At 38.2% G+C, this 19,188-nt stretch carries 18 protein-coding genes and 3 pseudogenes; 14 read left to right on the top strand and 7 right to left on the bottom strand.

Translation table 11 applies throughout. The features are described 5' to 3' along the window. Positions 1-126: 126 nt before the first annotated feature. Positions 127-579, top strand: a complete 453-nt coding sequence (locus A3Q33_RS02155; RefSeq protein WP_155866678.1) for a hypothetical protein — start codon at positions 127-129, stop codon at positions 577-579. 130 nt (positions 580-709) lie between these two features. Beyond that, positions 710-1,198 carry a DUF2306 domain-containing protein gene (locus tag A3Q33_RS02150; protein WP_081178445.1) on the top strand — a complete coding sequence of 163 codons (489 nt, stop codon included), beginning with the start codon at positions 710-712 and terminating at the stop codon, positions 1,196-1,198. 240 nt (positions 1,199-1,438) lie between these two features. Here A3Q33_RS02150 and A3Q33_RS02145 read toward each other — a convergent pair whose 3' ends face one another. The 3 genes from A3Q33_RS02145 to A3Q33_RS20550 all read right to left on the bottom strand — a co-directional run bounded on the left by A3Q33_RS02145 (position 1,439) and on the right by A3Q33_RS20550 (position 3,892). Next, complete coding sequence (locus A3Q33_RS02145; RefSeq protein ID WP_081178443.1) at positions 1,439-2,497, bottom strand: IS91 family transposase; 1,059 nt, start codon at positions 2,495-2,497, stop codon at positions 1,439-1,441. Further along, positions 2,494-3,381, bottom strand: coding sequence for a tyrosine-type recombinase/integrase (locus A3Q33_RS02140; protein WP_081178441.1), 888 nt, complete (start codon positions 3,379-3,381; stop codon positions 2,494-2,496). The genes A3Q33_RS02145 and A3Q33_RS02140 overlap by 4 nt, the downstream gene beginning before the upstream one ends. 349 nt (positions 3,382-3,730) lie before the next feature. After that, entirely contained in the window at positions 3,731-3,892 is a 162-nt protein-coding gene (locus tag A3Q33_RS20550; protein WP_155866677.1) for a hypothetical protein, read from the bottom strand. Positions 3,893-4,135: 243 nt separating this feature from the next. Between A3Q33_RS20550 and A3Q33_RS02135 the strand changes: the two genes are divergently transcribed. The 9 genes and pseudogenes from A3Q33_RS02135 (at position 4,136) to A3Q33_RS02100 (ending at position 11,152) form a co-directional block, all read left to right on the top strand. After that, complete coding sequence (locus A3Q33_RS02135; RefSeq protein ID WP_081178439.1) at positions 4,136-5,671, top strand: Fic family protein; 1,536 nt, start codon at positions 4,136-4,138, stop codon at positions 5,669-5,671. A gap of 194 nt (positions 5,672-5,865) precedes the next feature. Next, on the top strand, positions 5,866-6,204 hold the full coding sequence (locus A3Q33_RS02130) for a hypothetical protein (protein WP_081178437.1): 339 nt from the start codon (positions 5,866-5,868) through the stop codon (positions 6,202-6,204). Between the two features lie 252 nt (positions 6,205-6,456). After that, on the top strand, positions 6,457-6,750 hold the full coding sequence (locus A3Q33_RS02125) for a type II toxin-antitoxin system PrlF family antitoxin (RefSeq protein WP_081178435.1): 294 nt from the start codon (positions 6,457-6,459) through the stop codon (positions 6,748-6,750). A gap of 112 nt (positions 6,751-6,862) precedes the next feature. After that, positions 6,863-7,147, top strand: a pseudogene (locus A3Q33_RS02120) (transposase); the annotation flags it as partial. A gap of 194 nt (positions 7,148-7,341) precedes the next feature. Next, a pseudogene (locus tag A3Q33_RS20545) lies at positions 7,342-7,449 on the top strand (Type I secretion system protein TolC); the annotation flags it as partial. A gap of 86 nt (positions 7,450-7,535) precedes the next feature. Then, a complete protein-coding gene (locus tag A3Q33_RS02110; RefSeq protein ID WP_081178431.1) occupies positions 7,536-8,510 on the top strand; it encodes a transposase in 975 nt (324 codons plus the stop codon). Positions 8,511-8,782: 272 nt separating this feature from the next. After that, positions 8,783-9,556 carry a transposase gene (locus A3Q33_RS02105; protein WP_231295767.1) on the top strand — a complete coding sequence of 258 codons (774 nt, stop codon included), beginning with the start codon at positions 8,783-8,785 and terminating at the stop codon, positions 9,554-9,556. Positions 9,557-9,793: 237 nt separating this feature from the next. After that, positions 9,794-9,919, top strand: a pseudogene (locus A3Q33_RS20540) (IS3 family transposase); the annotation flags it as partial. Between the two features lie 108 nt (positions 9,920-10,027). Continuing rightward, on the top strand, positions 10,028-11,152 hold the full coding sequence (locus A3Q33_RS02100) for a hypothetical protein (RefSeq protein ID WP_081178426.1): 1,125 nt from the start codon (positions 10,028-10,030) through the stop codon (positions 11,150-11,152). 362 nt (positions 11,153-11,514) lie between these two features. On the opposite strand, the gene A3Q33_RS02095 is transcribed toward A3Q33_RS02100, so the two are convergent. Continuing rightward, positions 11,515-12,447, bottom strand: coding sequence for an AraC family transcriptional regulator (locus A3Q33_RS02095; RefSeq protein WP_081178424.1), 933 nt, complete (start codon positions 12,445-12,447; stop codon positions 11,515-11,517). A 97-nt stretch (positions 12,448-12,544) separates the two neighbouring features. Between A3Q33_RS02095 and A3Q33_RS02090 the strand changes: the two genes are divergently transcribed. Together A3Q33_RS02090 and A3Q33_RS02085 are read left to right on the top strand one after the other, a co-directional pair. Continuing rightward, a complete protein-coding gene (locus A3Q33_RS02090) occupies positions 12,545-12,952 on the top strand; it encodes a hypothetical protein (RefSeq protein WP_081178421.1) in 408 nt (135 codons plus the stop codon). Next, positions 12,942-13,754 (top strand): sterol desaturase family protein, encoded by an 813-nt coding sequence (locus A3Q33_RS02085; RefSeq protein WP_081178418.1) that lies wholly within the window; start codon positions 12,942-12,944, stop codon positions 13,752-13,754. The genes A3Q33_RS02090 and A3Q33_RS02085 overlap by 11 nt, the downstream gene beginning before the upstream one ends. A gap of 185 nt (positions 13,755-13,939) precedes the next feature. On the opposite strand, the gene A3Q33_RS02080 is transcribed toward A3Q33_RS02085, so the two are convergent. Next, the gene (locus tag A3Q33_RS02080) at positions 13,940-15,292 is read right to left on the bottom strand and encodes an 8-oxoguanine deaminase (protein WP_081178416.1); all 1,353 of its coding nucleotides are present in this window, start codon (positions 15,290-15,292) and stop codon (positions 13,940-13,942) included. Between the two features lie 576 nt (positions 15,293-15,868). Here A3Q33_RS02080 and A3Q33_RS02075 point away from each other — a divergent pair. After that, positions 15,869-17,386, top strand: a complete 1,518-nt coding sequence (locus A3Q33_RS02075; RefSeq protein WP_081178413.1) for a type II secretion system protein GspD — start codon at positions 15,869-15,871, stop codon at positions 17,384-17,386. A 129-nt stretch (positions 17,387-17,515) separates the two neighbouring features. Here the strand turns inward: A3Q33_RS02075 and A3Q33_RS02070 are convergent, their stop codons facing one another. Together A3Q33_RS02070 and A3Q33_RS02065 are read right to left on the bottom strand one after the other, a co-directional pair. Further along, on the bottom strand, positions 17,516-18,127 hold the full coding sequence (locus tag A3Q33_RS02070) for a peptidylprolyl isomerase (RefSeq protein WP_231295766.1): 612 nt from the start codon (positions 18,125-18,127) through the stop codon (positions 17,516-17,518). Positions 18,128-18,603: 476 nt separating this feature from the next. Then, positions 18,604-18,981 carry an RNA-binding S4 domain-containing protein gene (locus tag A3Q33_RS02065; RefSeq protein ID WP_081178410.1) on the bottom strand — a complete coding sequence of 126 codons (378 nt, stop codon included), beginning with the start codon at positions 18,979-18,981 and terminating at the stop codon, positions 18,604-18,606. Between the last annotated feature and the right edge of the window lie 207 nt (positions 18,982-19,188).

Genomic DNA, 19,188 nt, shown 5'->3' with positions numbered 1-19,188 from the left:
ATAAAAAGGAAATATTCTCGTTTATGTCTTTAACATAACGAAATGTTTTATTAGTAACTTATTGTAGATATTGAATAAATAAGGTATGTTTTGATTATCTTAAAATATGAAAAAAGGATTTTTTCCTTGTTTAAACAAGAATTTTTTCCTCATAATAAGCTGTTAGGTGCAAAGTCAACTCATGCATTCGAGGCAACAATGGATACATATAATCCCAATAAACCAGTAGACTCCGAAAACTGGTTAGCATTAGACGAATATACACGAATTGATTTGGTTCATGATTTCCATTCAGGGTTAGATCTTGAATTAACCGAAGATGGTTTGCAACTTCATGCATCAATCCATGTGATAGTTGAGAATCAATTAGCTATGGAAGTTGATTTATTACCTGAGACCATTGCAAAACTTACAAGGCAAGGACTGAATCGACATGAAGCCATTCATGCAATTGGAGCAATAATAACAGAAGATATCTTTGATGTTATGAAGGGAAATATTGAAGAGTTTTCATCTAAAAAATACAGAAGAAAACTAGAGAAGCTTACAGCAAAAAGGTGGCTAAAAGGGCAATATTAAATTTTGCACCTAACAAGCTATTAAACAAGGACAAAATAAAGTTGGCTTTTTGTTCACTCCGTTCACCTATTTTAGCCAACTCTATTTTGCCTGTTAATAGAGCGTTAGCAATACATGGAGGTTTAGCGATATGGGTATATTTGAGTCAACAATAGGTGCTTTCCATACTATTTTAGCTGTAGTAGCTTTAATTTCTGGTGCTTACGTAGTATTCAAAACAAAAGGCACACTTACCCATAAAAAAGTGGGTTATATTTATGTAGCATCAATGATTTCTATGAATATAACCGCTTTGTTTACTCACGTTTTATTTACATTCGGTCCATTTCATATTCTTGCTGTATTTTCATTATTAACCGTTTTATTCGGTATTTTATCTCCTCTTTTATTTAGGCATCATGATAACTGGCTACAATGGCATTACTCCGGAATGTCATGGTCTTATGTTGGTTTATGGGCTGCCTTTGCCGCTGAAACTGTTGTTCGCCTTCCATTGGAGAGTTTAGGTGTATCTTTTTGGCAGGTAGTTATTGGGGCATCATTGCTAATTACTTGGCTTGGTGGTTATTATATAAAAAAACATAAGAGCAGCTTGGTGGTAGGTATTGCTAACAAATAAGAATAGGTGTCGCGTAGCCGACACCTATTCGGGTGTTGGACAAGCCCGGAGCCTGCTTTATATAGTAAATAGCGTGATTGATTTTCAAGGTGGGTTGGCCTTGTATGTAAATACAAGGCGCACTGAGCCAAAGCGAAAAACCTGGGTGTTTTTCCGCTGTTAATTCAGTTATTTATGCATAGAATATTTATTTCCTCATGAGCGTTTGTTTACACCATCATCCTTTTCTTTCTTTCTTTATTAGCCAGCCCTAATGACGCCAGTACATAGCATCTGATGCTGACAGCACGGACAAGCCCGTTTTGCTTTGGGTTTGGATGGTGTGATGCTTGGCGGTAAAAGGTGAGTAAACTCGGTTAATAAAAACTGTATCAATAATCGTATTTTCCTAGCGCCCGAGGATAAGAGACCATAGTCTCGAACACGCTGTAACCCTTTAGGTAATGCATGCTGTAATATCAGCATCAGAAACGTTAAGGTGGGTAGCGTACGTGTTTCAGTTTTTTTAGTGGTGCTATTTGTATAACGAAAGGTGACGTTTTTATGGTCATGGCTGATAATATCTTTGTCCGCTAATACACCACGATAAAGGTATCTTGAAAGGTATTTTAACGCAGGCAGACCATAGCCCACCTTTTTACAATGAACGACCCATTGCTTTGGCATGATGTTAATGTCTTTCAGCGATAACTCAGGATGTTGGTTAATTGCCTCAAATATGCGAGCTCGCCATACCTTAGCGAGTGCCTTCGCATTAAACAAATAACCCGGCTTGCCTTGCTTCCACTGCTTACGTTTTGCATCATAACCGCCATTGGGCACTATGATATGTATATGAGGATGCAGCTCACGTCTTCTGCTGTGGGTATGTAAAACACTCGTAAACCCTATTGTCCCTAACTTATTACGTCGTGCAAAATCTTTTAAGATTGACGCGCTGACACTAAACATTATTTGATATAGGGCTTTAGGTCGCTTGCGAGCTAACGCTCTTAACTCATAGGGCAAGGTAAAGGTTGTCATGTAATATTGCACAGGTAAGCGTTTTTGTTTTTGTCTTTCAAGCCACGTTGACGTTGTGCTTTGCTGACATTGTGGGCAGTTTCTATGACCACAAGAAAGCGCTTGGCTCTCATGATGCTCACAAGCTGAGCATGCCCATAATGATTGACCTTGTTGCCCCGTTTTACATGACAGCATGGCAAAAATCGCTTGGCGCATATCATGTGATAGTTGACGGCTATACTGAGTTTCAAGGGCTTGATGATGTTGACGTAGTAACGCGATAAAGGTGCTCATTTTACCGACCATGTAATGGTCAATTTATCTGTTAATTGATTTACCGCGCGTGACATATCACGTTGTTTAACTTTCGTGAGTTGTGTGTAGCGTGCCGTGGTGTTGAGACTTGCGTGTCCCAATAGATGCTGTAAAGAGCGTAAATCAAGCCCCTGTTCAAGCAGGTGCGTAGCATAACAATGACGCAGCGAATGTGGGCTAATGAGTTTTTTAATGTGGCAGTCTTGAAGCACACGTTTTAACGCTTTTTGAACACTGCCTTTATCCATAGGCGTATTCGTTTTTGTATGAGTTCCAGGAAAAATCAAACGCTCGTGGCGGTGAGTTTTCCAATAATCCCTTAGCGCTAAGAGGGTGAGCTCAGGCAGAGGTACCATGCGGTCTTTTCCTCCTTTGCCATCACGAACATGTACCAACATGGTCGATTTATCAATATCGTGTATGGTTAAATTAAGGCCTTCGCTTAAGCGTAACCCCATACTGTAAAGGGTCATAAAAAACACTTGGTAGCGAAGTTGCTTGGTTTGATTAATCACATCATCCACTTGCTTGGGTGTTAAAATATCGGGGATGCGTTTTACTTGAGGAGGCTTGACGATAGAAAGCCACTCCCATTGTTTATTGAGCGTATAGCGGTAAAAGAATTGCAAACCGTTACGGTCAAGCTTAATGGTACTCCAAGAATGGGTTTGAATGAGGTTGTTGAAATACAGCTTTAAGTCAGCCGTTGTTAACGTATCAGGTGACTTATCAAAAAAGGCTGTTATACGGCGTACAGCACGGGCATAAGCATCAATAGTTGAAGGACGTTTACCTTGCAGTCTTAAGTTGATAAGATGTTGTTCATAAAGAAAATTATAGTGTTGCTCTTGTGATGTATTCATGAGGTTATACTCCAATAACACACCGTCACAATGACGATGTTATTATTGAGTATGGAAGGTAGTTTCAAAGCTACTCTGCCGCAGAGCGGCTTCGTTCAACAAGCAAATCAACAAGGACTAAAAACAGCGGGCTGTTCGCTCCGCTCCATTTTAGCCCACTATTTTTAGCCCGTTATTTGGGCGTTAGGTTTTCAAGGATGCATATGCCCCAAAAATTAGCTAGGTACAGAATTAGCAGGACACTCAACCTAAATTAAAATGAGTGTCCTGTTAAATTGTTTGAATATTAATCCTGTGTTACTGCAAGTCGCTACGAGTGCTTACGAAAAGCCACCAACCGCAATGCCGTCTAAGTAATCCAATACCGCCTGATGATGCCCATTATCAACCGCGATTTTGCCGTGCTATCAAGCGCTGGTATTTGCTCTCTTTCATACCATTTTTTAGCAGCGTCAATACTTCCAGCCCATTCTATTACCTGTGAAATAATTTGCTGTTCTTGGGGGATCATTTTCTTATGCTCATTGCTAGTTACTTACCTTTCATTATAGGCAAAGACTAATAACCATCATTCACACGGTCGCATCAAGTATAACCATATTTCACGCCTGGTAATTATTTTTCACGCAGTTGATTTAAATTTTCAGTCATAATATAGTTTGTAATCATAATTCATGAGGTAATGAATTATATAATCGTTTTTCATGGTCGATAATCGTTTTTCATGGTAAATCATCATTTTTAGGTGGGTAATATGTTATTAGCTAAACGCGCAAAGTTCTTTGATGAAGAAATCTATCCAGAGCCTGAAGCTGAGCTGGTTGGATATGCTTGGATTATCAATGAATTCCAACTAAGCGTACCTGCTCCTAATGCGATATGCGCCATTGTTCCAGCTATAAACGCTAAACGAAGCAAAGGAAGGTGGTTAATATGGGGAAGCCGTTATCAGCCTGAAGCCCATTGGTTTGCACAATTAACATTTGCGTTGAAATACGAAGGTGTTGATTTAGCTATTATGAAAAGTTTATTTGGCGCTTTGGCAATCGAAGATATTACTGCTTCTGTTGAAAATGAAATAACAGGGGCGTATAGCCGCAGAATTTGGTTTTTCTATGAATGGCTCACTGCGCAAGTACTACCCATTGAGGATGTTACTACTGGTAATTATGTTGACGCGCTAAATGAAAAACTACAATTTGGCTGCGCCAAAACCAAGGTTTCACGCCAACGAATAAATAACAACTTACCGGGTGTTAAAGGGTTTTGTCCTTTAATTAAGAAAACAGAGAAGCTAGTTCAGTATATTGGAGAAAACCTAGACGAAAAAGCGGTCAAGAATATAGGGACTGTTCACAGTGACTTACTTGCAAGAGCTGCTGCTTTTTTACTGCTTTCAGACTCTAAGGCTTCATATACCATTGAAGGAGAAGCGCCTCCTCATAATCGTATAGAGCGATGGGGGAAAGTTATCGGTCAAGCAGGCATGCAGCCATTAACCGTAGAAGAGATAGAACGTTTACAAGAAGTAGTCATTCCTGATAGTCGATTTATTCTGCCGGGAATTCGTTGCGTTGGCGGTTTTGTTGGTGAGCATGATCGTGTGACCAACATACCAATACCTGAACATATATCAGCCAAACCAGAAGATCTTGATGAGCTACTCGCTGCTTATCTAAATGGGTATGAATTAATGAAAGACTCAGGATTCCATCCTGTTTTAGCTGCTGCAATCATTGCCTTTTCGTTTGTTATTATTCATCCGTTAGAAGATGGTAATGGACGAATTCATCGCTACTTAATTCATCATGTACTAGCTGAGAGTGGCTTCACGCCTAAAGGGGTTATTTTTCCCGTATCAGCAGTAATTCTAGAAAAAATAGAAGAGTACAAAGCCGTGTTAGAGCAGTTTACACAACCACGTTTAAAGTATGTTGAATGGCAACCAACGATAGATAACAATGTTCATGTAACAAATGAAACGGCTGACTTGTATCGATATGGAGATATGACACGCCAAGTGGAGTTTTTATTTGAGTGCGTAAAAGATACTGTAGACACTGTTCTTCCTGAGGAAGTCCTTTATCTTGAAAGATACGATGAAATTTGGAACTATGTAAATAATCGGTTTGATATGCCTCAAAAAAACTTAAGTTTACTACTTAACTTTTTGCGTCAGGGTAATGGTAGGTTATCGATAAGGGCTACAACTAGAGAGTTCTCTGCACTAACTGATGTTGAAGTAAAAGAAATAGAAAATAAATATCAAGAAGTGTTTTTGCTTGATTAAGTAAACCATTTTGTCGGTGAACAGTTAGTCATTGTATAAATTAGCAAAATTAGCAGGACACTCATCCTAAATTAAAATGAGTGTCCTGTTAAATTTACTCTGTTAAATTTACTCTGTTAAATTTAGAACTAACCCACCTATAGAGGCTGGCGCCTAGTGGTTAGTTATTATGTTCAAACCTTCTGGAGGAAATAATGAAGTTGGTAAAACAATTTACTATAAAATTAGATAAGTTAGATTTGAGCACTGAGCGTAAAGAAGACTTGCTTGCTAAATATTTAAAAGCTAACTCTAAGACTGAAGCAGAGATGAATGAATATTTTGAGATTATTCCTTCTAAACTAAGCAATAAAAAAATAGTAAAATCAAAAGGTAATAAGAAAAAAAGCAATCCTGAAGCTAAGTACGCTACAAAAAATGAAAACTATTATGCGACTAAGGGAAAATCATTTGATGATAGAGCAAGGCCTACTATTGATGTTCATTTAACATCAGATGAGGCATTAGACAAAAAATATTTAAAAAATGCATAGATTGTGTATTCAGTATTAAGTGAGTTAACAGGTTGTGAATATTAGTAACTATTTGATATAAAATAATAAAAAATATCTTAGACTCGTTTTCATTGTTTAAGGTAGTATCGAAGTGCATTAATTAACTCTGGTCCTATTGATGACTCTATGAATACAGCATTAAGTGATGAAAGCTTCTTAAATAGGTAAAGTTGCAACGGTAATGCGATTGCATTACCGTTGTAAGGTAAACCTAATATTTTGGAGGTTACTATGACACAAGCCACTTTAGAAACTGAATCTACATTGACAGATAGATTTCAAACAACCGTTCCTAGTATTGTTCGTAAAGCTCTGCATTTGAATAAAAAAGATAAAATAAAATTTATCATTCAACCAAATGGCAGTGTCATACTTTCTCGTGTTGAACCTACAGAAAGTGATCCCGTTGTTGAGTCGTTTTTAGCTTTTGTTGCAAAAGATATGCAAGAGTATCCTGAAAAGATTCAGCCCCTTACCGCAAGTATAAAATTAACAAGACACTCACTCAAATTTGCATTTTATTAACGCTGTTCTATGCTTGTGCAAAAACAATTAACTAGGACATCCATTCTTAATTGATAAATATTAAGCCCTCGACTAGGCTTATTACACCCGTCAAAGTAAAAGGATTTTATTGATGACTACCGCCAGAAAACGACTCGTCAGTTTAGTTGACACCCCTTACTATCATTGTATTTCTCGTTGTGTTCGTCGTGCGTTTCTTTGTGGCGAAGATAAATTCACTGGCAAAAGCTTTGAGCATAGGCGCGGCTGGGTTGAAGACAAATTGCTAACCTTAAGTCAGGTGTTCGCCATCGACGTATGTGCTTATGCCATTATGAGCAACCATAGCCACCTAGTGCTGTTTATTGATGAGGCCATTGCCAAGTCATGGTCGAATGAGGAAGTACTTCAGCAATATTAACTAGGACATCCATTTTTAATTGATAAATATTAAGCCCTCGACTAGGCTTATTACACCCGTCAAAGTAAAAGGATTTTATTGATGACTACCGCCAGAAAACGACTGGTAATTAACAAGACACTCACTCAAATTTGCATTTTATTAACGCTGTTCTATGCTTGTGCAAATAGGATTTTAATCAGGAAGCTAGGATGGCAACCCCTCGAAAAAGACAAATCAGTTTAGTCGATACCCCGTATTACCATTGTATTTCACGTTGTGTTCGACGTGCTTTTTTATGTGGTGAAGATGCCTTTACGGTAATTAACAAGACACTCACTCAAATTTGCATTTTATTAACGCTGTTCTATGCTTGTGCAAATAGGATTTTAATCAGGAAGCTAGGATGGCAACCCCTCGAAAAAGACAAATCAGTTTAGTCGATACCCCGTATTACCATTGTATTTCACGTTGTGTTCGACGTGCTTTTTTATGTGGTGAAGATGCCTTTACAGGGCAAAGTTATGAGCATCGTCGCGCATGGGTTGAGGATAAGTTACATTTTCTCAGCCAAGTCTTTGCGATTGACGTTTGTGCCTATGCAGTGATGAGTAATCACTACCATGTCGTATTATTTATTGATGAGGCAACAGCCAAGCAATGGAGCATGAATGAAGTCCTTGAGCGCTGGCACCGTTTACACAAAGGCACGTTACTGACACAACAATACTGCCGTGGAGATGTATTAGCGAAACCGTTACTGGATATTGTTGAAGCTACCGCAGAGGTTTATCGAAAACGACTGATGAAAATCAGTTGGTTTATGGGCCACATTAATGAAGGTATTGCCCGAGCCGCTAATCAAGAAGATAACTGTACAGGCAGATTCTGGGAGGGACGGTTTAAATCTCAAGCGTTACTTGATGAAGCCGCCATTGCTGCTTGTATGGCTTATGTTGATTTAAACCCTATTCGCGCTAATATTGCCGACACACCTGAAAGCTCAGAGCACACCAGCGTTAAGCTGCGTTGTGAACAAGCAAAACAAAGCCAACAACCTAACACGCTAATGCCCTTTGTTGGTAACCCCAGAAAGAGTATGCCCAAAGGTCTACCGTTTGAGCTCAGTGACTATTTACAGTTAATCGAATTAACGGGTCGTTGCATCAGAGAAGATAAACCGGGCTTCATCGAAGACAGCCTGCCGAGCATACTCAACCGATTAAACATATCGGCTGAAAACTGGTTAATCATCACAACTGAATTTAGAACACAATTTCATGGGGCGGTAGGCCGCGAAGATGTACTCAGTGATTACTGCGAACATCAACAGTTAAAACGACGACAAAACTTAAGCCATTGCAATAAACTCTTTGCGTAAACACAGAGCTCACTAATCAAAAAAAGCCATACACATAACGGGTCATTACTTGAGGCTTAAACTTGCCATAAAATTGATATTTTGGTGTAGGCTGGGGGATTAATCGATAATTTAGCCTCTAGTTGTTAAAAATGTGCCGATTAAACATGATAACGGGTGATATATTTAAATTTCGATGATATGTAGTTAGGTCGTATTTAAGATGAGTGTCATTTTAAAATTCTCTAACCTTAAGTCAGGTGTTCGCCATCGACGTATGTGCTTATGCCATTATGAGCAACCATAGCCACCTAGTGCTGTTTATTGATGAGGCCATTGCCAAGTCATGGTCGAATGAGGAAGTACTTCAGCGTTGGCACCAACTCTTTAAAGGCACCTTGTTAACACAGCAATATTGTCGCGGTGAGCCCATTGCGGAATACTTACAACCGACATTAAACGATACCATTGAATGCTATCGCAGCCGGTTAATGGATATCAGTTGGTTTATGCGATTACTCAATGAAAGCATTGCCAGAAAAGCCAATCAAGAATATAACTGCTCCGGTCGGTTTTGGGAAGGACGTTTTAAATCACAAGCCCTACTTGATGAAGCGGCACTTGCTGCTTGCATGGCTTATGTAGATTTAAACCCAGTTAGAGCAGGCATAGCACAAACGCCTGAGACCTCAGCCTACACCAGCGTAAAAGCGCGTGTTATCAAAGCCCAAGAGGGAAAGCAACCGACAAACCTACTGCCCTTTGTCGGTAACCCCAGAGGCGACATGCCTAAAGGTTTACCGTTTGAGTTAATCGACTATCTGCAATTAATCGAATTAACAGGGCGTTGTATGCGTGAAGATAAAGCTGGCTACATTGCCCAGAGCCAACATGAGCTGTTGCAGCGGCTAAAAATAAATCCAGACAATTGGTTAATACTGACGAAAGGTTTTAGAAAGTTGTTTCATGGTGCGGTAGGCCGTAGTGAGGCACTAACCGATTATTATCAACACCATGAACTTAAGCGACGACAAAACCTAAAGTGCTGTGAAAAACTGTTAGCTTAACCATCTAGTTTTAACGATACCCGATAAGACATTGGCCTCAAACTTAATGATTTAAGTTTTTTTTACGCCTTTAAAACACTTAAATCATTAAGTTTTCGCCTGATTTCATTATCGAATGATTCTGTGAACTCTGTTTAGCCATCTATTAAATTTCACATAACAGCGAAAGGGCTTATAAAAGCTTATAGCTTGCAGTCTTTTTTAATTCCTTAGAATGGATGTCCTAGTTATATTGCAGCTCAGCAAGATGTAATGAACTACATAACGATGTGGTACAACAGCAAACGATTGCACTCATATCTGGGCTACCAAAGTCCAAATGTGTATGAAGGCAAAGAAAGAGAATTGAAAAAGGTAGCTTAACGAACTTAACTGGGGTGTCTGAATTTAGTTGATCAGGTCATTATATATTGATAGTGTGAAGTTTACTCGGTTTTTGAGTGGTTTTTATTCTATATTTAAAGGATTATTATGAAAATAGTATTAACTATAGGACTGATATTCCTTAGTAGTTCAGTTTATGCCGCTTTAACCGAAACTAAATCGTGTGACACTTGTGATTACAGCGATTCGGTTAATATTGCAAAAATTTATTACAAAAAGCCAACCTGCCAAGTAATTGGCCTAAACGATGGTAACTCTCAATTTGGTTCAACAACTTATCAATGTGCATCAACTTCAACAAATATAATTGTTACTAACCCGCTAAGCAGAACCGCATTTAAGTTCAAAATTTCTGCGACTCAGCAGTCTCAATTTAGTGATGCACAATTAATAAAAGCAACAGATCTATCTCTAACGAATGATGAAAGAAATGCGTTAGAAGAGTTTTATGATATTGATTATGAGTTTCGTAGAGGAGTTCAAGAAGCAGGTTCATTACATACTAGCTTAGCGTCGACTCAAAGGCACTCCACATCTAACTTGAAAAAAATTAAAGGGCTTGAGCAAATATCTAGCCAAAGTAATGAATCTTGTGAAAGCCATCCTGCAAATTATATTACCGATGAAAGCTTTCAAAGATTTACTCATAGAGAACTAAATAATCAAATAGCAAATAAAATTGGAGATCAGAGTTGGACTGACCTCTCCCATGAATCGTTAACTTCTGGAGGAGGACTTCAAATTTCAGCGAATGGAGCAGGAGTTAATATTACTTTACATCATAATAATATAGGTGTTTTTGCAAATATTTTTTATGGTGGTAATGCGGATAATAACTTATCTTTTAACGTTTCATATGGGGGGGAGGCTAATGTTAATGGAAGAAGAGTATTAGCTCTTTCTTTTGAATTAAATAGAGGTGCATCCCAAATTGATGGCTTTCCTATAGGTAGGTTTATGAGTGGTGTTCCTTTTGATGCCAAAATAAACCTTGTATCAAATTGTTTATTAGATGCATTAGAAAGGGGTGGTGATGTAGAGATTGAGCATGGAGAATCAGGCGGCAGTACAGGTCCGGGGGGTAATAATGACGGCTCGATCTGGCTTCCTTCAACAGGATCAGGTTGTACTAAAACAATAAAGTACAAAACATGTTCTACAGCACATGGCACAACTAGTTGTACACTAGGTTCTATTACTGCAAGATGTTAAATTGTAAGCGTATAGCTAACGGAACTTGCGGTGATCATGCCATACTTATTACTTATTGAATGCCTTATAGTTCGACCAAGCCACTTAATTTAAAAGTAACTGACTATTATATTAAGTGGAATATGCTTCTGTTGGTTACAAGTTAACAAAGTTAACAGGACACTCATCCTAAATTATTTAAGATATATGTCCTGTTAAATTATTTGATACTGGTGATTTGTGGAAGTTAACCCAAAGTATTGTGAAAACTAAACCCTAGCAACACACCCCGAGATGGTCAACCAGTAAGGTTTGGCGAACAGATATGTATAAACAATAGTGCCTGCGGTTTTACGCATAATAAAAACGATAAATCGTTTATTTCACGTGCTGTGTTTTTTAAAATACTGACTTGGTGAAACACCAAACCATCTCTTAGAGGCTCTATTTAGAGAGGCTTGTTCACTGTAGCCAAGTAAGTTGCTTAACATTTGTTTTCGCATCATATTACCAAACTGTTCAAAGCGCCGCTTTCTTTCATCGTCAAGCAATTGACTGAAACTCATTTCATTTAGCTTGAGCTTTCTTTGTAATGTGCGTGGCGACATGCAGAGTGTTCCCGCCAACGTCATTAACGTAAAATGGTGTAAATCAGCGCTATGAAGCACAGGCTGTATTTGGCTTAACCAGCCACGTTGATCGATAAAAGACTTTTTAGCTTCTTGCGTTGCTAACAACAAATGATTATTTACCAGTTCATTACGCGTTAAAATAGGCATAGTTAATAAAGATATATCGAAAATTATGTCATTTGAGTCACACGAAGCTTGCACCGAACAACCAAACCATTCAGTGAGGGTTTTTAGTTCCTTACTAGAGAAATCATCCTGTAGATTAACAACTGTAGGGGTTAATTGCTTACCGGTTAATCGTCTTACCGTAGCAACCCAAGCCGTCATATTACGTAAAACTGCATGACGATTTTGAAAATAAGGTAGCCACTTTAGGCTGGCTGTATTACCAATATTGGTGAATTGTATTTCACCAATATCGGCCACTGTTTTATCAAACTGCAATAAAGCGTCAAGTGCTGCCTTTAAAGAATCACACGACTCCACTAAATAACCGAGTAAGCCATATTCAGCGCTTGTAATCGTTTTACCCACGGTAAAACCCCATAAAGTATCGCGCATTTCTTTTGCGGTAATATTCAAACCCTGTAGGTATATCTTAATAGGTATCCGCTGACAATTGAGCCAAGACTTAGGTATATTTGCGGCTATTATTTGACAATATTCTCGGCTTACATCTGACATTATGGCGCCTTAAGACAAAAAAATGACATGATTAAACAAGTATGTCGCGATTAAACAGATTAAGCTAGCATAACTTGCCATTGCGAAATTACTTAATATGACATTATTAGACATCACCATAAAACTGCCAAGCGAGAAACATTTCGATATGTCTTGTCTAGCTGATTGTGCATTTTTAAGCGAAATTTTTGCCAGCGAATTTGTTGAACTTGAAAAACATGATTCATGCCGCCGTAGATTAATAAACATGAGAGGCCATCAGTTTACGGAAAAAATCCTTCATCTTTGTGATAGTAAACTTATCTACCAAATAGAGGGTAGCGGGCCGGTTAAAAACCATCGAGGCGAAATTAATTATATTCAAGCTGCTAATGGTGATTACTTACATTATCAAATAGAAGGGCAGAGCAACACTTGGATACCGACTTGGTTATTAAAGCTTGTCATGTATTACGACTTTACCCTAGCAGGAAAACGACTATGGAGATCAGTCAATGGCTGTTGAGTTTATCTTAATTTTATTGAGTCCATTATTTATTATCGCCATCATTATGGAGCTGTTAAAGCGAAAAAATAGCTACTCAATAAAAGAGTTTTTGCTAAACCTTGGCTTAGCACTTTCGCATCAGGCCACCGATATATTGGCCATGTTAGCTTTGTTGCCGTTGTTTTTTTGGTTACATTCTTCCTTTGCATTATTCTCTTTTGAATTGACGGCTTTTTCAGTTATTGCCGGATTTATTTTGCAGGACTTTTTATATTATTGGTTTCACCGCAGCAGTCATCAATGTAATTGGCTATGGGCTGCTCATGTTGTTCATCACAGCTCTAACAATATGAACTTTTCAACCGCGATGAGGCAAAGCCTTTTCTACCCTATGGTTGGCATGTGGCTGTTTTGGTTACCGCTGATTATTTTAGGATTTGAGCCCAAGTTAGTATTAGCAATTGTTGCGCTAAACTTGGCATTTCAGTTTTTTGTCCATACTGAAATGGGACCAGAATTTAAGTTATTAGGTAAGGTTTTTAATACCCCAACACATCATTGTCTTCATCACGCTAGTAACCCGCAATATATCGATAAAAACTACGCTGGAGTATTGATTATTTGGGATAAGCTATTTGGAACATTTGTTTGCTCAGATGGTGAAAAACCGCGCTACGGAGTCGTCGGTTACCAATACGATGTAGCATTTTTTGATGTGGTTTTTACACCATGGCGTATTTTAATAAGAAATATTAAACAGCAAAAAAATATCATATCGGCAATAAAGCTACTCATTGATAAGCCAAGTAAATTGAAATAGCTTTGCTTTAAGACAAGAATATAAATTTACTAAGGTATTTTTTACTGACTAGCGATTTTATTTTTCATCGCTAGTTTTAGCTGATCCATAGAATATTGATTTACGGCTTGAAAAAACGAACGCATTTTCTGTGAGAGCAATGAATGGGGTTATTGATATTTGGCCCCATTGATATTTTAAGTGAATTAAGCACGAGCTAATTGTGCAGCTAGCGTAATTTGTTTTGCCATTAATTGATTAATATCAATATCAACTACTTGACCATCTAACACACGCCACTTACCGGCAACCATAACTTTATCTGCTTTAGTTGCACCACAAAGTAATATTGCTGCCACAGGTGATCCTGAGCCAGCAAAACGTATTTCATCAAGTTTAAATAGAGCGATATCGGCTTGTTTACCCACCGCTATTTCACCAATATCATCACGACCTAAACACCCAGCTGAGCCTTTTGTTGCCCAGTCGAAGGCTTTTTGATGAGTGATCTCTTTAGCGCCATAACGTAAGCGTTGTAGTAATAACGCTTGGCGGACTTCACCAATCATATTCGAACCATCATTTGACGCAGAGCCATCAACACCAAGGCCCACAGGACAACCCGCATTTTGCAGTGCAATGGTCGGACACTGCCCTGACGCTAAGAGCATGTTTGATGAGGGGCAATGGGCGATACCCACATTAGCTTTACCTAATCGTGCTATTTCTTCATCGTTAAAGTGAATACCATGCGCCAACCACGTACGGTTATTTAACCAACCAACGCGCTCAAGGTAGTCGACAGGACGTACACCAAACATTTGTATGCAAAAGTCTGTTTCATCATGGGTTTCGGCTAAATGAGTATGTAATCTAACATCAAGTTCACGGGCTAAATCGCCCGTTGCGCGCATTAACTCTTCACTAACAGAAAATGGTGAGCATGGCGCTAGTGCAATACGCGTCATCGCACCATCTTCATATTGGTGATAGGCCTTAATTAACCGTTGGCTATCGTCTAAAATTTCACGATCAGTTTGAATAGTTGTTCGAGGAGGTAAACCGCCCTGGTCTTCACCTAAGCTCATTGAACCACGGGTAAGATGCACGCGAATACCTAATTTTGTCGCCTGTTCTACTTGAATATCAATAGCATGCTCTAAACCATCAGGAAATAAATAATGATGATCACTTGCTGTAGTACAACCAGAGAGTAGTAATTCACAAAGCGCTATTTGGGTAGATGTCGCTATCATCTCCGGTGTTAGCTTAGCCCAAACCGGGTAGAGACTTTGTAACCAAGGGAATAGATTTTTATTTAACGCGGTAGGAAAAGCACGAGTTAATGTTTGATAGAAATGATGATGCCCGTTGATTAAGCCGGGGATAAGAACGTGTTCATGTGCATCAACTACTTCATCAACAGCTTGTGATGGCTCAGAGCCAGCAGCTATTAATTCAACAATAATATCATCTTGAATAACAATACCACCCGCGTAAGCTGGGTCTAAACAGTCGAGGGGATTTTTGATCCAAATTCGTTGAGATGTAACCTGCATAGTAACTCCTAGTCATTAGGTTTAGAAAAAATTAAGAAAATCTTAATTACTTAAACCCGGATGTAGAAGCCAATAATACACAAACCGGAAAGGTGTAATATTAGTTGGTCATAGACCACAGCTATTTAATGATTGCCTTCAAATCATTGTCGATAAATAGTTGAACAATAAAAAACCACGATGTCAATTATAAAATAACTTATGATCTGGTTTTTATAAAGAATACTTGGATTAAATTATGGTTAGCGCAATACTTTAAATCAAGACAAATCAATAGGGTTAAAGTTATTGATACTTACATCATTAACTCTGACCTCGTGATAGAGAGATTGTATTTAAAATTTGACCCCATTGATACTGACCCCATTGATATATTAACTTAATTCCAGCGCCAAAATCACTTACGATATATGCTATAGGAGTTGTTAAATCAGTTTTTTCGGTTATTCACTTTTGGCTGCCAAATAACTAAATTTTGTCTTTTCTGGCTAAGTCGAGCTTTTATTTCTACTATTAAATTACTTTGAGGTGACATAAATAACGCTTTAATAATAACTATTAAAAATAGGACAGCGGATGTGTATTGGGATAAATGTTTGCCGCATACTTACTCTGGTTATATTGAGTGCATGTAGCTCGATAAATGAAAGTAAACATTCAACACAAGCAAAACCTTCTGAGTCAGTTGCTGTAAAAGCTGAAAACTTAAATAAGCCAACCATCCCCAATTTGTATGGTATTCCCTCGAATACGTCACTTAAATTAGTGCATAACAGCGACAACAATCTAGTAAAGTCGAAAGTAGAAAATCCCTTAACTGCCTTTTATGCTGATATTGACAATTGCGGTATAGATGCCACAACCAAAAAACAAAAATCCTTCGCTTTAAAAGACTTAATGTTGGAAGAAATTCGCTTGTCTAATCATGACTTGTCGAGCATGGCAATGACCTTAAACCTTATGGGATATAAAGTGCTAGACGTTAGCGTCGAATCAGCAAGTCAGTTTAATTGTGATGAACTTCCGGTTATTGTTTTACCTTCTCAAGTGAATAATCTTAAAGTAGCTTTTGGTGAAAATAATAGCGAGGGATATAACATATCAGATGCGGGTGGCACTAAAATTAGCCCGCTTGGCACGTCAAATGTCGCAGAGCTTGATCGTTTACTGGTGTATTACCATCCATCGAAAGCCAATAAATTTGAAAAACTTAAATGGTTAGTTTATGAAAAGCTTGATGTGCCAGCACCACAGGTTTATATCGAAACTATGGTGTTAGAAATTAGAGAAGAAGACAGTCAAGAGTTTGGTATTCAATACGATAAAGTTGATGGTGATAAATCAATTTCTATTGGTAGTTTGATGCCAGGATTAGACACCTTTAATTATTTAAAAAACTCTATTATCGATCCGCTTAATGGTGAAAATGACTATTCGCCTGGCCATCAAGAACGGGTGTATTTAAAAGCTATGATTGAAGAGGGTAAGGCTGAAGTGCTGTCGCGTCCCAGTGTACTAGCCGTAAGTAACAGGCAAGCTTTTATTCAAATTGTTGATGTTATTCAGTCGCCCGAATTGCGCAGTACGCTTAGTCAAACAGGAGGATTGCAAGTTAGTTCTTATGAATTTAGCCCGTTGTTGATCGGTATAACCTTAAATTTAAAACCTAGAGTTTCAGCTGACAGAAGATGGTTAACTTTAGAGCTTGATATTACCGTTGAGTCGGAAGATGACGAAAATAATGGTGAAGTTTATGCCCCAACGGAAGATGGAGGGCGTGTACTTCTGGCTGAAAAACAAGGTTCATCAAGCAAGAAAGTACGAACATTTGCACGTATTCCTGACCGAACCCCGATCATTATTGGTGGTTTAGTCAGTAAAAGCACGGAAGAACGCGAAGGAAAGGTTCCCTTACTAGGCGATATTCCGGTACTAGGAAAATTATTCACTTCAATGGATGATGAAATTCAGCGGCGCGAACTTATTATTGTTTTGACGCCTTATATTTTGTCTGAAGACTCGCATAGTATTATGTCTAATCGACCAAATGAAAGCGTAACGAAAAAAAATAAAGAGTCAGTTTTATTTAACTAATGGCTGTTGGCGTAAACTCAACTCTTCCCTTCTATATCATTGAGAGACTCTGATATTTTGTGAGGATCGCTCAGACTCTGACCCTATTGATACCATTGATATGTGTGACCCCATTGATATTTCAGCTAACTATTCATCAGATAGTTCTTCATCAAGAATAACTACCCTAATGATTGTGATCATTTCTTTCGGCACAGTTGTGTAGCCTAATTGCTCACTGTAACCCACTTCCACTTGTGCGATCGCTTCTAGAACTTCATAACCTTCAATCACTTCGCCAAAAACAGCATAGCCCCACGAACGACCGGGATCTAAATTAGTATTGTCATTAAGGTTAATAAAAAATTGGCTAGTTGCTGAATGGGCGTCGTTTAGCTGTTTTGCCATCGCTATTGTGCCTTCGCTGTTGGTTAAGCCATTACCTGATTCATTAAAAATTGGCTCGTCGGACTCAATTTCAGTGTATTTAGTCATAAAGCCACCGGCCTGTATAAGATAGCCTTCTTCTACACGGTGGATCAGGGTTTTATCGTATTGTCCGCGCGTTATATAACCTAAAAAGTTATTAGCGGCAATTCTCGAACGGTAGCGGTCAAGTTCAATAATGATATTACCCATATTGGTTTCTATACGCACTTTCGGGGACAAGTTACTCGGTTGAATATATTGTCCTTGCGTATTTGTAGAAAACACATGAAACGACATAAATATGCTAAGAAAAACTAATAAAATTCTGATCACGTGATTACCTTTATATATATACCCAAACCACTTGAAGATGCAGTTTTAGAGCTTAGCTCCCTGCGGACAAGGCGATAAAGGGTCATCTCCGGCGTTATTGATTTCGACAATGGAGCAACCATTCTCGGCTCTGGCATCCTGCTTCGCTCTACCTTTACCATCCATGGTTTCGTCTTCAATCAATGCCTTGGTGCTAAACCTTGCTCGGCTTGCTGAATCCTACACCTTCAAGTGGCTTGGATATAGTGCGATAGACGAAAAACTGAGGTATTTTAGCAGTTATTTATTTCACTAAGCAAAGCTAACCAATTCAACCCAAACTAAACCTGGAGTTAGTGTTTTTGATATGGGTGTTTTATTTTCGTTAAATAAAAACAAAAAAACCGAAAAGCTTTATTAATAAATTTTTCGGTTTTTGATGACATTTCTTAAAAAGCTACTATTTTTAAATCTACTAAGAATAAAACTCTGCCCAATTAAACTGAAGTAGGCTTTCTTTTCGGCTTATCAGCTAATGGTTTTTTAGCAGCTTCAGATGAAGCAACTGGCGCTTTACTGTTAGCTCTTTTTTTCTTTTTTGCATTTTTAGTCGCTGAGACAACGGTGTTAATGAACTCTGCAGATTTTTGGGCTGGGTTATAAGCTATTTTAATCGCTTTACCGTTAAGTTCGACAATATCGCCGTGGCGAATTTTTTTACGCTTTTGCACGGTAACTTCTTTATTTACTTTAACACCACCTTCACTGATCATGGTTTTAGCTTCGCCGCCACCGCCAACCATATTGGCAATTTTAAGTAATTTATAAAGTTCTATAGGTTCAACACAAATTTCGTAAGTTGAATGTTCAGACATGAAATACGCCTAATAATTTTTAAATAATAATATAGTTAGATTCTAGCATAGTTAACCGTTATTGAATAAAGCGAAATAACAATACATCCACTTTCCGGCATACAACAATTAGCTAGGGCATTATGGTTAATTTGAATTTTTTTATAGTCTATCAATAAAGCCAATATTGTTTAAAAGAAAAAACGCAGTAGTAAACTGCGTTTTATG

The sequence above is a fragment of the Colwellia sp. PAMC 21821 genome, from assembly GCF_002077175.1.
Classification (GTDB): Bacteria; Pseudomonadota; Gammaproteobacteria; order Enterobacterales; family Alteromonadaceae; genus Cognaticolwellia.
This window is presented reverse-complemented; position numbering and strand designations above follow the sequence as displayed.